Annotated in this window: 15 protein-coding genes; 8 read left to right on the forward strand and 7 right to left on the reverse strand. The window is 55.8% G+C overall.

Features of this window, described 5'->3' with window-relative positions; translation table 11 throughout:
* The first annotated feature begins 4 nt into the window (after positions 1-4).
* Positions 5-685, forward strand: a complete 681-nt coding sequence (locus tag C5B91_RS19955) for an isoprenylcysteine carboxylmethyltransferase family protein (protein ID WP_119712963.1) — start codon at positions 5-7, stop codon at positions 683-685.
* Entirely contained in the window at positions 682-1857 is a 1176-nt protein-coding gene (locus C5B91_RS19960; protein ID WP_119712964.1) for an NAD(P)/FAD-dependent oxidoreductase, read from the forward strand. Before C5B91_RS19955 ends, C5B91_RS19960 begins: the two co-directional genes overlap by 4 nt.
* Here C5B91_RS19960 and C5B91_RS19965 read toward each other — a convergent pair.
* Positions 1846-2841, reverse strand: coding sequence for a universal stress protein (locus C5B91_RS19965; protein WP_080508286.1), 996 nt, complete (start codon positions 2839-2841; stop codon positions 1846-1848). The two genes, C5B91_RS19960 and C5B91_RS19965, sit on opposite strands and share 12 nt — an antisense overlap.
* Positions 2842-3683: 842 nt before the next feature.
* Here C5B91_RS19965 and C5B91_RS19975 point away from each other — a divergent pair.
* The 4 genes from C5B91_RS19975 to C5B91_RS22010 all read left to right on the forward strand — a co-directional run bounded on the left by C5B91_RS19975 (position 3684) and on the right by C5B91_RS22010 (position 5774).
* On the forward strand, positions 3684-4427 hold the full coding sequence (locus C5B91_RS19975; protein ID WP_233547761.1) for a class I SAM-dependent methyltransferase: 744 nt from the start codon (positions 3684-3686) through the stop codon (positions 4425-4427).
* Between the two features lie 179 nt (positions 4428-4606).
* Positions 4607-4747, forward strand: a complete 141-nt coding sequence (locus C5B91_RS19980) for a YHS domain-containing protein (protein WP_080508287.1) — start codon at positions 4607-4609, stop codon at positions 4745-4747.
* 93 nt (positions 4748-4840) lie between these two features.
* Entirely contained in the window at positions 4841-5338 is a 498-nt protein-coding gene (locus C5B91_RS19985; RefSeq protein ID WP_199708871.1) for an Lrp/AsnC family transcriptional regulator, read from the forward strand.
* A 211-nt stretch (positions 5339-5549) separates the two neighbouring features.
* On the forward strand, positions 5550-5774 hold the full coding sequence (locus C5B91_RS22010; protein WP_125919946.1) for a hypothetical protein: 225 nt from the start codon (positions 5550-5552) through the stop codon (positions 5772-5774).
* Here C5B91_RS22010 and C5B91_RS19990 read toward each other — a convergent pair.
* The 3 genes from C5B91_RS19990 to C5B91_RS20000 form a co-directional block, all read right to left on the reverse strand.
* A complete protein-coding gene (locus C5B91_RS19990) occupies positions 5753-6427 on the reverse strand; it encodes a hypothetical protein (protein ID WP_119712965.1) in 675 nt (224 codons plus the stop codon). The two genes, C5B91_RS22010 and C5B91_RS19990, sit on opposite strands and share 22 nt — an antisense overlap.
* Positions 6428-6868: 441 nt before the next feature.
* The gene (locus C5B91_RS19995) at positions 6869-7498 is read right to left on the reverse strand and encodes an isoprenylcysteine carboxylmethyltransferase family protein (protein WP_199708873.1); all 630 of its coding nucleotides are present in this window, start codon (positions 7496-7498) and stop codon (positions 6869-6871) included.
* A gap of 101 nt (positions 7499-7599) precedes the next feature.
* Entirely contained in the window at positions 7600-8430 is an 831-nt protein-coding gene (locus tag C5B91_RS20000; RefSeq protein WP_058365076.1) for an IS5 family transposase, read from the reverse strand.
* Positions 8431-8630: 200 nt separating this feature from the next.
* On the opposite strand from C5B91_RS20000, the gene C5B91_RS20005 reads away from it, so the two are divergent.
* Positions 8631-8792: a permease gene (locus C5B91_RS20005; RefSeq protein ID WP_080508288.1), complete on the forward strand. Its 162-nt coding sequence runs from the start codon at positions 8631-8633 to the stop codon at positions 8790-8792.
* 88 nt (positions 8793-8880) lie between these two features.
* On the opposite strand, the gene acnA is transcribed toward C5B91_RS20005, so the two are convergent.
* Complete coding sequence (acnA, locus tag C5B91_RS20010) at positions 8881-11661, reverse strand: aconitate hydratase AcnA (RefSeq protein WP_119712966.1); 2781 nt, start codon at positions 11659-11661, stop codon at positions 8881-8883.
* A gap of 66 nt (positions 11662-11727) precedes the next feature.
* The gene (locus C5B91_RS20015; RefSeq protein ID WP_119712967.1) at positions 11728-12462 is read right to left on the reverse strand and encodes a S16 family serine protease; all 735 of its coding nucleotides are present in this window, start codon (positions 12460-12462) and stop codon (positions 11728-11730) included.
* 186 nt (positions 12463-12648) lie between these two features.
* Here C5B91_RS20015 and C5B91_RS20020 point away from each other — a divergent pair, with 186 nt between their 5' ends.
* Positions 12649-13143, forward strand: coding sequence for a hypothetical protein (locus C5B91_RS20020; RefSeq protein WP_233547763.1), 495 nt, complete (start codon positions 12649-12651; stop codon positions 13141-13143).
* Between the two features lie 85 nt (positions 13144-13228).
* Here C5B91_RS20020 and C5B91_RS20025 read toward each other — a convergent pair.
* Positions 13229-13791, reverse strand: a 563-nt coding sequence (locus C5B91_RS20025) for a plastocyanin/azurin family copper-binding protein (RefSeq protein ID WP_119712968.1), incomplete at its 5' end; no start/stop codon positions are given.

Consider the following 13791-nt stretch of genomic DNA (forward strand, 5'->3'; position numbering starts at 1 on the left):
AAATATGATTCAAAACATACCAAACTGGGACGGGACGATTGCTCATTCTGGAGGATGGGCAATCGCGTTGATCGTTATCGTACTAGTTTCATGGATATTCTATCGCTATTTTGCACCGCAAAATTGGCGGGAATGGGCTGGTGCTGGTGTTGTACAGGCCTTCGTAATCGCGTTGTACGCCGAAATGTTTGGCTTCCCGTTGACGATTTATCTATTGGTTCGATACTTTGGGCTCGACCGTGAGTACGTGAGCGCGAATCTCTGGTCAACACTGGTTGGCGTAGGCGAGACCGGTATGATCATCTCAATGGCACTGGGATATGGTCTTGCTTTCGTTGGAATTGGCGTCTTCATTCAGGGATGGAGGCAAGTTCATCAGGCGCGGCAAGAAGATCAGCTTGTTACTGAGGGCCTATACAGCGTAGTACGACACCCACAATATACTGGCTTATTCATTGCTCTTTTTGGTGAGGGAATTGTTCACTGGCCAACTATCTTTTCTGTCGGGTTATTCCCCATTATTGTTCTGACGTTTGCGTGGTTAGCACGCAAAGAAGAACGCGAAATGTACACTCAATTTGGTGATAGCTACCGAACATATATACAAGACGTTCCGATGTTTGTTCCTCGTAGTGGACAGTGGCGTCGGTTTCTCTATGAATCACGATCAGGACCTGACCAATGAATCAAATATCCAGAATTGCGATAATAGGAGGTGGGATGGCCGGACTTGCAGCAGCTGCAGGATTCGACGACGCTGGATTCGACGTCGAACTGTATGAGCGTCAGTCCTACGACAGCAAACGCGTTAATTGCGGAGAAGCGATGACAGCGGTATCGAAGATCCCACTCGAGCCGACTGTAGAGAACGGCTTTCTCAATCCGCTGCCAGCGATGGAAGTGGAGGTGTATGACGGAATCGACGCCGATCGCCATCGCACTGGAGCCGGTACCTTTCCTGCTGCGGATACATATATAACGGACCGAAATATCGTTGAGCAGTCTTGGGCAGAACAGCTCTCAGAGAAGAGTGTTGACATCCACGAAAACCAGTCTATCACACGGACAGATTTCCACGAGTTCGCCGATGAGTATGATCTCGTCGTTGATGCAACCGGTCAGCCATCACTCTCCAGTAAAGCGCTCGGAACAACCAACGAGTATTCAGGATATATGGTGGCGCTTAACAGTGATGTCGAAGGGGACTTCACCGAGTTGTACCCGAACAGCCAGATTATTCTGGAGAACTATACTGGATACTCGTGGGCATTCCCGAAGACATCGCAACGAGCCAACGTTGGTATCGGCTGGACGGTCAGTGATCGGCCTAGTGATTATATGAAGGCATTGAGGGATGCCTGTAAGCGGAATGGGTGGCCAGTCCCGTCGCAGGAACAGACGAACGTCGCAATCATTCCCGAGGGACCAAGCCTCGATCCCGACAGAACGTATCTTCCGGAGCGCTCTGTCGTACGGATTGGTGACGCTGCAGGTCTCGCAAACCGACTCACTGGAAAGGGGATTTCACAGGCCGTCGAATCAGGATTTCTGGCCGCAGAGCTGGCTAAAAGCGGCCAATTACACACATACCCCGACAGATTATATCAGGCGATGAAAGCAGAGTATATATTCGCCACAGTTGTGAGATATTTTCTTGAAACTCGCAACCCACAAATTCTGGGAGCAGCAATTCGTGCCGCCGCCGGAATAGATATTGAACACGTTGACCGGTCTCCGAGCACAGTTCTACTGCGTCTCCTCCGTCGCCCTGTCTTGTTCGCCCGTATTTTTTCGAGACAACGAGTTTTAAAGCGTGTCTATGGAGGAATTACCAACCAGTGGGGGTTAATTGATTAATATTCGATTTTGGTTTTCCTTTCGAAGAAACGTATACGGGTGCTTTTTCAACTCCGCTGTCGTGCGATTGATCGTTAGAACGGGGCTATCTGCTTCCTCGATCACTCGAGCTGCGACACTTCCCTGTAACAGTCGGCGAATACCAGTCAATCCTCGTGTCCCCATTGTAACAAGGTCAATGCCATTCACCTCAGTATATTCGAGAATCTCCTGTTGAGCTTGACCATAACTCAACGTAGTTCGGACAGGAACGTCTAAGGTCGCTGCCTTCTCCGTAATGTCTTCTAGGAGCCGATCTCCCCGCTGTTCCCAAGAGTCAGTAACCTCTCTCCACGTGTATCCAGGCCGACTCGAATAGGACTGTTTATCCACAACAAGAAGTCCATGCAGGGTCGCGTTATGCCGTTTAGCAATTTGTAGCCCATGTTTGAACGCAACAGACGCCTCATCATACCCATCCGTAGGCACGAGAATATCGGTGAACTGGCTGGTAGATGAACCTCCAACCGGATCAGAGGGGTTCCTATCAGGTATCGTCAAGACAGGAAGAGGGATATTTTGAATGATGTGACTGGAGACGTCTCTCTGGAGAACTCGTGCTAATCTAGTCTGTTTAGGTTTCTGGTGGACAAGCAAATCAATATCATTCTCTTCAGCGTACTGCCGAATAACATCTGGGGAGTGCCCACGATCCACTGCTGGTATTACATTGAGTCCGAGCGAGTGGGCCTGATCCACCACGGGTTCAATTACCGCTGCTGTGTCCCACTCCTCTTGTGTAGTGACCTGGTCGGATTCCAGCCCCGTGCGGTCCTCATCTTGAATAGATAATACGTGGAGAGCCGCATCATATGTTTTTGCAAGTGATAGACTGTATTGGACCACTGACTCCGCTACATTAGTTCCGTAGAGTGGAATGAGTATCTGGTTGTACAGGTTGATGTCCGGGCCTTCTCGAACTTCTAGGCGGCTTGGGGAGCTCATACATATCTATACGTAAGGACGATTTACCGCGCTTTCTGTTAAGAATCGAAACCGGCCGAATGTTCTCTGGGATAGTGAATTGAGGGGTTCACCGGGCGTAGCCCTTGCTGGATCACTCCCGTTTCGAAAGAAAACAGGGGGCGAGAGTGTGGGACTGACGTGTCCTAGTATCAGTACCTCACAAAGCGTCCTCAGCTAACTAATTCTGAAGCGTGATTTTCTGTGTCAACGCGAATCTATCCCTGATTCTCACCAAGTAATCACGCATAAATTGGCGGGAGTGCGGGATTCTCTCGCTGAATCAAGATAGATACAGAGAAAAATAGGACTGCGACTGATGATCAGACGACTCCTCCATAGATTCGGATACATCTTCGCACACCTCCTCTTTTTCCGCGCAAAGACACCAACAGCTGTCGTGGAGCAGCTTCGCATCGCGTATCGGCTTGTCGGTGTCCGGATTGTCGAGACGCCACAGATCGACGGCGTCGAACGGACGATCTTCCTCTGTCCGTATCGAAATCTTGGTACGACGTGGTTTGGCAGAAGTGGGGCTGTCACGACATTCTCGACCGAGTCGACGACGGGTACGTCACCTACCTCCGCAAACACAAGAAATTCGGGTATCAGCGGCCTCAAGACTGTACTAACCTCGAATACTGTAAGGAGTCCGAATACTGCTACTCGGATGTCTCTGTCCCCAAGGAATAACTGATGGTTCCGGAAGACCTTCGCGAACGGATTACAGATCAATTCTCAGGCCCTGGTACTAGAGCCGATATTTGGCGTGGGTTCGATCTCATTCTAGATACGGAGGCTTTTCTCAATCTTGGATACTCTCCGTGGCACCTGCCGCATTTTATCGGGTCCATCAGCTGCGTCTTGAGGCGAAAATCGGCAAATGTCTTGATATACACCTTCAGGAGACAACGGGATATCCACTTCTAGACGTTGGATGCGGCCGGGGCGGACCAGCAGTCGATCTCGCGAACGAATTCGGATTCGACGTCATCGGTGTCGATCTTGTTCCATTTAATACGACACAAGCAGTGCAAAACGCGAATAAACACGATGCTGACGCGCAGTTCGTCGTTGGAGACGCAACGGCTCTCCCGTTTGACGCTGAAACGATGACCGCCTGCACGGCCATCGACTCACTCGTCTACGTTCCGGATCGCAACAGTGCTGTCTCGGAGATAGCAGACGTTCTCACCTCTACCGGTGTGGTCGTTATTTCCAATCTCTTACGACGTATTGGCGGTAGCGAACAAGGTCAACGAGCAGTTGAGAGATTTGCTGATGAGTGGGATATGCCGCCACTTGGAACGGAGGAGGAGTACGAACAGATGCTCGTAGATGTCGGATTCAGTCTTCAGCGAGTCGAGGATATCACAGCATCCAGCGTCGGTCGCTTCCGGAAGTGGACAACACTCTTCCTCGGACTTGTGGCCAGTCCTGCCCGTCCTCTTATCACTTACCTGCTTCAACAGTTAGGACTCGATACATCAGCCCTCCCCCCTCAAGTCAGAGTGGCTCATCAGGCGCTCCCACACCTCAAGCACGTCGTTTATATTGGACGCACATAGGAAACCGTGGGCACGTACAAGCGGCACATTCGGTATTGTGAGGAGATGGGCCTCGATTCGTGTCTTCAAAAGGCCAGAACGTCCAGATCCGCTCAGGTCGCTCGGCATTACGGCTTTGGATTGCTAAGAGCAAAGTGCTTGATTTAGGAACCCGTATATATGATGCGGGGTGAAACCGAATGGCAACTGATCCCGTCTGTGGAATGGACGTCGACGAAACCGAAGCACCAGCCAGCGCTGAGTACGACGGTCAGACGTACTACTTCTGTGCGGAGGGATGTGAAGAGACATTCACTTCAGCACCAGAGGAATACGTCTAAACGCAACATCCATCGAGAAAACCCCGCGACTCAAGCGTCGTAGCTCCCCACCCACCCACCCCCCGATCCCCCCTCACCCCATTTCATCTTTCAATGACGCAACATGGAATTGACGACACGGACCGTGAAATTCTCCAGCTCTTAGCGGAGAACGCGAGACGGCCATATAGTGCAATTGCTGAGGCAGTAAATCTCTCAGCCCCGTCCGTTTCGGCACGCGTTCGTCAGCTGGAGCAAGAAGGCGTTATTCGAAGATTTACTGTTGACCTCGACCTCACACCGTACGACAACCGGATCGGCGTAATGGTGCGTCTCCAGCCTGAACTCGGGAAGACGGATCCACTTCGAAAATCGGTTCTGGAGACACCTTGCGTAGAACACGTTTTCACAACTGCAGAGGGCGAGATCGTGGCCGTTGCAACGCCGCCGCGTGCTACAGTCGGGACGTGGGCGCAGCGAAGTATACCACTGAGTGACGTGCGACGATACGACGTACAATTGCTGTCGAGCGCTACCCGCTCAGCGTATTCCGAGAGAACTGAATCCGCACTCAAATGTGCGATTTGCGGAACCACTGTCGGCGAAGACTGACTAGCTGCCCGTATCGGTGGTTCACTTCGGCAGTTTTACAGTGAAGACTGCGAAACGATATACAGGGAACAGTACACAGAAAGTCAAGAGGAATCTGATACTTAGAGTCCAGCATCAGCCGTGTATTCAATTTCTGATTGCTCACGAGGTTGCTACTGATTGTTTGGATTTGGAACAGTAATCGCAGTGGATCAGGAGCGTGGGTACACCTATGGACGAATCCACAACCACCACGGCAGAAGCTACCATCAGCGAGGTACTCGTCCGTGCTGATGAGATTGAAAAACCGCACGGGTTAAACCTCCCGCTGACGCGATCTGTGTCTGTCTTCACCGGTGCCAATCTGAAAATTCCGGCGAGAGAAATCGTCGGCATCGGCGATGAGAACGGTTCGGGCAAATCCACGGTTATGTATCAATTTATTCGGAACTGGTGATACTGCCTCGTGAGTACCTGGCGATGATAGAGGATTCCAACAGCCACGAGAAAAAGAACGGTTGCAATCTCATAGCCATACGCACCAAGCAATAGCATCGTTGAAGAACCACTTAGCCCGCCTGCAAGTAGTACAGCAAACAATGGACTAACGCAGGCAGGACACGCTACAATCCCGACAATCCCTCCGATTGCTGACTGCGAGAGATCAAGCAACGCATCGTAGACGAGATACGCCAGCGCGAACAGGCCAACCGCCTGGTAAGGAATGAGCGAGACAGTGATCAGGTCACCTGTATAGACGAAGACCGGACTCCACCCCAAAGACCGACCCCACGTCATTCCGAAACCGCTTGGCCCAGTGAGCTGCCCGAAATGAGAGGTGCTCGGTCCAAGTAATCCTGAGAAATAAAACATAACGATGAGGTATAGAGCAACGACAAGTGCGGCACCAAGACGATACACGCGGCGTGTCGTCTCAGGTCGAGTATGCCAAATCACCCACACAGAGGCGGTGAACCAAATGAATGGAAGGACGAAATGGGTCCACCGACTCCCCATATCCCCTGTGATATATGCGTACACCAGCCCGGCGACCAACTGCATAGCAAGGAGGATATTGAGCCACGTGCTGGATACGAGAAATCGGCTCATACGATCGCTTTCGAGTGCTGGTTGCGTCATAAGTCGTAGAAGTTCACAGCTGATTACGTATTCAGGGACTCACGAAGCGATAGACAATCAGCAATAAAAAGCAGTTCGAAGTTGCTGTTCTGCTTTCAAACCAGTGAACCGCCTCAGGTTCCAGCTACAAGGCACTCTGCCCGGTCTCCCTGTAGAGAAGATCATTGACCGACGTGTTGTTGTCGAAGATCGTCACTTGGGTAAGTGTATGTACTTATAATAATTCTGGTTGGCGTGGGGGAGTCGGCCTGCTATCCAGTGTGGTTGGTATCCCCATTGTCAACATCGTCCCGCACCTGAAGGCGCGAGTTTCCGCCTTGCGGCCATTCTGGCATCAGATCTTACGTCTTGGCTAGACGGATGGTGGTGACTGAGATTCAGGCTTCGCTGCCGCCTATGGAGGACGATAACTCAAGAGTCTTCAAAATCATCACCGCCGCTGCGAGACTCTGCCACGAGATCGCGCCACTGCTTCCAGCGGGGGATAAACATCGGCACCTTGCGCTGATACGTTCGATACTCCTCACCGAATTTGTCGATCATATCACGCTCTTCCCTCCGTGCAAGCCACGTGAAAACTACTACAACGAGCGGAAATAGACCGACAGAGAAGATCGTCGGCCAGTGAATGATCCCCTCGCCGAACAGCGCGATGAACAGGCCAGTATATTGTGGATGACGGACATACCCGTAGAGTCCGTCTGAGACCAGTCGATTGTCCTTCCGAGCCCGATAGACTTGTCGCCACCCCTGAGCAAACAGGCCGATGCCGACAAATGCCACCGCATAGCCGAGCAGCATTGAGACGAGCATACCCGCCTCGCCAAACCCGACCAGTGTAGACCAGAGATTGGTGCTAACGTACTCGCGATCCAGACCGAAAAATCGAACCAGCAGATAGATCGTGAGCGGAAACCCGTACATTTCTGCGTATAGTGCGATGATGAATGCCTGTACCACCCCGGCGCCGACCCACTCTCGCCAACTGTCCGGGGCAAAATTCCGATAGAAGAACCAGGAAACCACGACGATGACGATCAATGCGAGTCCCCAGGCTGCAGGGTTTAATACGGAGAAATTTACCGCCAATGGAGTCATAAACTGTCTGAACTGCCTTGTTGAATCCGATGACGGCGTCGGGGTCACTGTTTGAGCGCTCGTTCGAGGTTGTAGACGGCGGCGGTCAACACGAGTTTACGGAACTCGCGGTACCACGCGCGAGGGTGGACAGCGGGGCCGAACCGACGCTTGATGGCCGAAAAGGTAGTCTCGGCCATCCAGCGCTGTCTGTATAACTCGCTGTCCAACCGTGCGTTGTGTGCGTGATCGTAGTGGGCGAACAGCCGGTGACGCAGCAAGGGCCGGACGCCCTCTGAACGGAGGGCATCCCGGAGAGATTGGTCGTCATAGCCCTTGTCGCCGGCGAGACTCTCGATTTTCTCGGTGTTACGAAGGGCGACTCGACGGCCAGTTTGCGTGTCGTGCGGCCAGTGTGCCGAGCAGTGAAGATCGAGGATGGCACACGAGTCTGTATCGGCGAGGGCCGTCATTTTCAGCGTGCGTATCTGGCGATTCGAGCGGTGTTGGTAATGTCTCGATGCCGTTTCGCGGTCGAAGAACGTGGCATCGATGGCACCGTGCGAGCCCGGATCGCAGATGTTTGCGGATTCCCGAAGGAAGCCGCGCCACACCGACATGGGCACCCTCTCGAACGACCGGTACAGCGTTGAAGATGCGGGAAATGCCGTCCGCGACAGTTGTAACAGACCACGAACGCGATCCATGTCGCTCGCCCAATCCACGATCTCGCGGTACGTCGCATCCATGTGAACCCGCAAAAAGTGGAGCGTTACGTGCTTCCAGCCGGGAAATCCGTTGCCAGTCGGATCACTCACCGCCGTTGGACTGGCGGCACAGCGTTTTTGAGCCAGCGACGCGGCTTGCTTAACGAAGCGGAAGAGTAGGTTAGTCACATTCAGCTCTTCCGCTTCGCTTTCTCCTTCAGAGCGACGCTATCCCTTCGCCCTCTGCGGATTCAACAGAGCAGACAGATCAGATTTCTTGATTCTCTCAATCATCGCTGTAATCACAGGCGTCATCTGTGTCGTGACGACCAACCACTCGGGAATCCTTCGTAGAGAGCACATGACAGACCGCGACGACGACCGCCGCAATGGCGTGGATTACTTGGTGGGCGCTCGTCATCGGATTCGCCATCGCCGGCAGCGTCGAAGCGTGGGTCTCGACCCAACAGATCTCGGAGCTACTTGAAGACCACCGGCCGCGCTCAATCGGGCTCGCAACGTTCTTCGGGGTCGTCTCCTCCTTGTGTTAGAGGCCAGCAGCCAGATACGTCACAAAGTCAGTTTGACCAGCGACAGCCCTCGTAGTGTCCGGAAAAGACGGCTCTCTGGAGGAGGTGGCTACTCCTCGGTGAGCAATCGGCGGAGCACTAGATGCAGGATTCCGTCGTTCTCGACGTATCGAACGGCTGCAGGCGTCCCAACCTGTGCCGTAACCGGGAATTCGACGGTTGAGCCATCGGCACGTTCTGCAACGACTGTGAGATCGTCGTTCACGTCTAGACCGTCGTCAAGTCCGTGAATTGCGATTCGTTCCGAGCCGTCGAGGCCGAGCGACTCCCAGGAGTCCTCGTCGGCGAACTGGAGCGGGAGGACACCCATGCCGACGAGATTGTCACGGAAGATACGCTCGTAGCTCTCCGCGATGGTTGCGCGGACGCCCAAGAGGTCAGTCCCCTTTGCGGCCCAGTCACGGCTCGACCCGGTGCCGAGTTCCTCGCCGGCGAACACGACCAGCGGCGTGTCGTCCTCGCAATAGCGGCGGCTCGCTTCGAAGACGGTCGTCTGTTCTCCCGTCGGCTGGTGAATCGTGTAGCCGCCCTCGACATCTTCGAGCATCTCGTTCTCGATGCGAACGTTGGCGAAGGTGCCACGCATCATTACCTCGTGGTTTCCCCGGCGAGCGCCGTACGTGTTGAAGTCGTGGGGTTCGACGCCCTGTTCAACGAGCCACTCTCCGGCGGGTTGCTCGCGAGTAAACGGCCCGGCGGGACTGATATGGTCGGTCGTGACCGTATCACCGAGCAGCATCAGCGTGCGGGCATCCTCGATGTCCGCGGTGCCGGGCTCTTCCAGCGGGAAGTCCTTGAAAAAGGGCGGCTCGCGGATGTACGTCGAGGAGTCGTCCCACTCGTAGACGTCGCCGGTTGGCGCGTCAAGCGCGTCCCAGCGCTCGTCACCTTCGAACACTTCGGCGTACTTCTCCTCGAACATCGAGGAATCGACACTGTCGTGGACTGCCGTGTGGATCTCGTCGGCGGCGGGCCAGATGTCCGAGAGATAGACCGGGTTGCCGTCGTCGTCAGTGCCGAGTGGATCGTGTTCGAGATCGATATCCATGCGCCCGGCGAGACCGTAGGCGACCACCAGCGGCGGACTGGCGAGGTAGTTCGCCCGGATCTTCGGGTGGATGCGTGCCTCGAAGTTCCGGTTGCCAGAGAGGACACTCGTCGTCCAGAGATCCTCGGCGTCGATCGCGCGTTCAATGGGTTCGGGAAGCGGGCCGGCGTTCCCGATACAGGTCGTACAGCCGTAGCCGACGACGTTGTAGCCGAGATCTTCGAGATAGGGAAGCAGTCCCGATTCTTCGAGATACTCAGTGACGACACGACTGCCCGGTGCAAGGCTCGTTTTGACGTGGTCCGGGATATCGAGCCCGCGCTCGACGGCGTTACGGGCGAGCAGTCCCGCCGCGAGCATCACCGACGGGTTCGACGTGTTCGTACAACTGGTGATGGCGCTGACGACGACACTTCCGTGCCCGATCTCGGCCGTCTCACCGTTCACGTCGACTTCGACTCGGTCGTTAAGTTCGCCGACGTCCGGCTCCTGAAGACCGGGGTCGGGTTGATCGTCGCCGGAAGCGCTGCTCTCGCTGATCCATCGCGTGAGCGCATCCTCGTCGACGTCGTCGAGGTCGTCCGCGAATTCGCCGTGAACCAGTCCCCGGAAGTGTGACTTCATGTCGCCCATTGCGACCCGGTCCTGGGGCTTCTTCGGTCCGGCGAGGCTGGGGGTGATCGTCGAAAGATCGAACTCGACCGTCTCGGTGTACTCGGGGTTCTGTTCACCGAATAGCCCCTGTGCGTCGAGATATTCGCGAACGAGTTCGATGTGCTGCTCATCGCGGCCCGTGAGTTCGAGATAGTCGAGCGTCGCGTCGTCGACGGGGAACATACTGATGGTCGAGCCCTGTTCGGGTGCCATGTTCGCGATGGTCGCCCTGTCTGGAACGGTGAGATTCGACACACCGGGGCCGAAGAATTCGACGAACCGGTCGACGACGCCGACCTCCCGAAGCTGCTCAGTAACATGAAGGACGAGGTCGGTTGCGGTCGCTCCCTCGGGAAGTTCGCCGGTGAGCCGGACCCCAACCACCTCGGGGAGCTTCATCGTGATCGGCTGGCCAAGCATCGCTGCTTCAGCTTCGATGCCGCCGACACCCCAGCCGACGACGCCGATGCCGCCGATCATCGGCGTGTGGCTGTCCGTCCCCACGAGCGTGTCCGGCAGGAGCCACTCGTCCCCATTCCGCTCACGGGCGTGGACAACCTGCCCGAGGTACTCGAGATTAACTTGGTGGACGATTCCAGTTCCCGGCGGGACGACGCGGAAGTCGTCGAACGCCTGCTGGGCCCACTTGAGAGAACGGTACCGCTCGCCGTTGCGCTGGTACTCCAATTCGACGTTCTTCTCGTAGGCCTCCTCGGAGCCGAAGTAGTCGACCTGCACGCTGTGGTCGATCACGAGGTCGCACGGGACGTCCGGCTCGACGATGGTTGGATCCGCCCCCTTACGATCGACCGCTGAGCGGAGTGCTGCGAGGTCGACCACCGCTGGGACGCCGGTGAGGTCCTGCAGGACGACTCGTGAGGGCGTGAAGGGAAGTTCGACGTCTGGGACATCGGGTTCCCACGACGCGGCATTGCGAACGTCCTCGGCGGTTATCGTCTCCCCATCGGCGTTGCGGAGAACGGACTCGAGGAGCACGCGGATACTGACGGGGAGTTGGTCGAGTTCACAGAGACCCTCCTCTTCGAGGACTGTGAGGTCGGCCATCTTGTAGGAGGTGCCGTCGAACTCGAATTCGCGGATTGCGTCGAACGGGGACGATTCGTCCATACCTCGTGCTACGGTGACCTGGCTATTGAATTGTCTCCCCTATGCACGGGGTGACGTTGTGGACGGTCACAATATACGATCAAGTGCATCCCTGATCGACGCGACCTCCACGACACGAACCCCATGAACCGTCACGTCAGACGGATTGCCCTCAGGAACGATCAGTTCCGCCGCTCCGAATGCTCGCGCTGCACGGGCCTTTGCTTCGATTTCACCGACGGGAAGCAACACTCCTTCGTCGTTCACAATGCCCGTGATTTGCTTCGTTCGTGGAGGGGACTGTCTCCGGAGGCTAGCGACTAGTGCGACCGTGAGGCCAGCTTCCCAGCTTTTGCCGCCGAGAGCGAGTACGTCTGAATCAGGAGGATCGAACGTGACTCGTATCGCCGTTCCCGCGAGCGAACGGCCCGTGAGACGCGTCGCCGTCTCCGTCGCCTCCCGGAGTGCAAGCTGTAAATCGTGACGGACCTCAACGTCGCCCACATCGACAAACAACTCACCATCTCCCTTCGAAAACACAAACTCGACGGGGAGTATGAGCCCCTCGCCAGACGAATCGACTGCTGGAAGATAATACTGTACCCTGGCGGGAAGCGTCGCCCCACCGGCAAGCGTCGCCAGCGATTGAAACCCCTCGTCGGAGCGTGTGAGACCGAGAACTGCTCCAGCACCTCCGACACTACCGGTGGCGAGTCCGACAAGGAATCCCCGCCGTGACAGGAGACCATCTTCGATCCGACTGATGACATCGCTTTCCGAATCGGAAGGGAGCTGGGTCGCGGTGGAGTCGTCGGAAGCCATGATACTGTACTATGGGCCTATCGAACGTCGTGGTATTGACTAACAGTCACACAGTAATAAAGCCTCTTCGAGGGACGATGTCCCACCGGAACGGGTACGCCTATGCCGATTGCTCTCCGAGTATCAGAATACGCCCCCTCGTGAAATATGACGCGTCGATATCGGTCACTCCTTGGCATTACAGTCGTGAGCGCTATCGTGACCGGTGTCGGTGTCTGGCTCGCCTATCTGCTCGAACTCGCTCTGCTCCAGGCGACGACGAACATGACGTGGCCACTACTGGTTGGGCTCATCGAGGAGGCACTCGTTCGCTTCCTCCCACTGATTCTCACGTTCTACGGCTGGAGTTACTGGCGGGGACGACTCCTCTCGAAAACCGAGGGACTACTAGCTACCGTGATGTCCGGATTCACCGTCGCTGGACTTGAAGTACTGCTCAAACTCGAGTACTTGGCACAGCTAGAGGCAACGGTCCGGTTCGATTCGCTGTTCCTACCGCTGGTGTTCGTGCACGTCCCGTTTGCGCTGATTGCCGGGCGGTTCGTGTACGCGCTCGGAGAACGGATTCACGGAAACGAACCGATCGGAATCCCGTCGCTCTCTCGGCGAACCATGACACTGCTTGTACTCGGCTATCTCGGCCTCGCACTTGCACACGTCGGCTACAATATACTCGCCTAGTCGCACAAACAGAAACACGAGGAAGATTTAGTGGGCGAAAATCGCGTGTCAGCTACCGATTACCCATCGACGCAACGACGCGTGTTCACTCGTGGTCGTCACCGAGAGCTGTGCTGACCATCCCGTTCAGTTCTTCGAGCTTCTCGCGAACGCGCTCGGGCTTGTCAGCCGGCGGGTCTTCCAAGGCGACCTGCTCGTGGGGATCCGGTTCGCCGACGATGACGCTCCCAATCATACCGAGGCTCTCGTGGGGCGTACAGTAGTAGTGGTAGACGCCCTCGGTCTCGAACGTGTGTTCGAACGTTGCGCCCTGTTCGGAGACGATGCCGCTGTCCCAGGCCGCCGCTCCATCGGGGACGAGCTGGGGCTGGTCGTTGTCGGAGTGGTACGCGGTCGTCGAGTGGCTCCCGCTCTCGTTGTGCCAGGTCACGGTCCCACCGACGTTCACCCGCACGACGTGTGGCTCGAAGTGGTAGCCCCCGTCCTCGGTAATCATATTCACTTCGGCCGCATCGGACGGCGCCCCGACCGCTTCGTCGTGGCCATCCTCCTCGTCGCTGTGGCCGGACTCCGTGCCGCTGTCGTCGTGGCCACTTTCGGTCGGCGTTCCGCCGTCGTTGTTCTGCGTTCCAGTGCATCCGGCAAGCC

Source organism: Haloferax sp. Atlit-10N, assembly GCF_003586325.1.
GTDB classification, from domain to species: Archaea; Halobacteriota; Halobacteria; order Halobacteriales; family Haloferacaceae; genus Haloferax; species Haloferax prahovense.

Bases quoted from the DNA above. Each gene is read 5' to 3' on its own strand.
- C5B91_RS19980 (WP_080508287.1), top strand. From the start codon at position 4,607: ATGGCAACTGATCCCGTCTGTGGAATGGACGTCGACGAAACCGAAGCA.
- C5B91_RS20015 (WP_119712967.1), bottom strand. From the start codon at position 12,462: ATGGCTTCCGACGACTCCACCGCGACCCAGCTCCCTTCCGATTCGGAA.
- C5B91_RS20005 (WP_080508288.1), top strand. From the start codon at position 8,631: ATGGCGTGGATTACTTGGTGGGCGCTCGTCATCGGATTCGCCATCGCC.
- C5B91_RS22010 (WP_125919946.1), top strand. From the start codon at position 5,550: ATGGACGAATCCACAACCACCACGGCAGAAGCTACCATCAGCGAGGTA.
- C5B91_RS19965 (WP_080508286.1), bottom strand. From the start codon at position 2,841: ATGAGCTCCCCAAGCCGCCTAGAAGTTCGAGAAGGCCCGGACATCAAC.
- acnA (WP_119712966.1), bottom strand. From the start codon at position 11,661: ATGGACGAATCGTCCCCGTTCGACGCAATCCGCGAATTCGAGTTCGAC.
- C5B91_RS19985 (WP_199708871.1), top strand. From the start codon at position 4,841: ATGACGCAACATGGAATTGACGACACGGACCGTGAAATTCTCCAGCTC.
- C5B91_RS19960 (WP_119712964.1), top strand. From the start codon at position 682: ATGAATCAAATATCCAGAATTGCGATAATAGGAGGTGGGATGGCCGGA.
- C5B91_RS19990 (WP_119712965.1), bottom strand. From the start codon at position 6,427: ATGAGCCGATTTCTCGTATCCAGCACGTGGCTCAATATCCTCCTTGCT.
- C5B91_RS19955 (WP_119712963.1), top strand. From the start codon at position 5: ATGATTCAAAACATACCAAACTGGGACGGGACGATTGCTCATTCTGGA.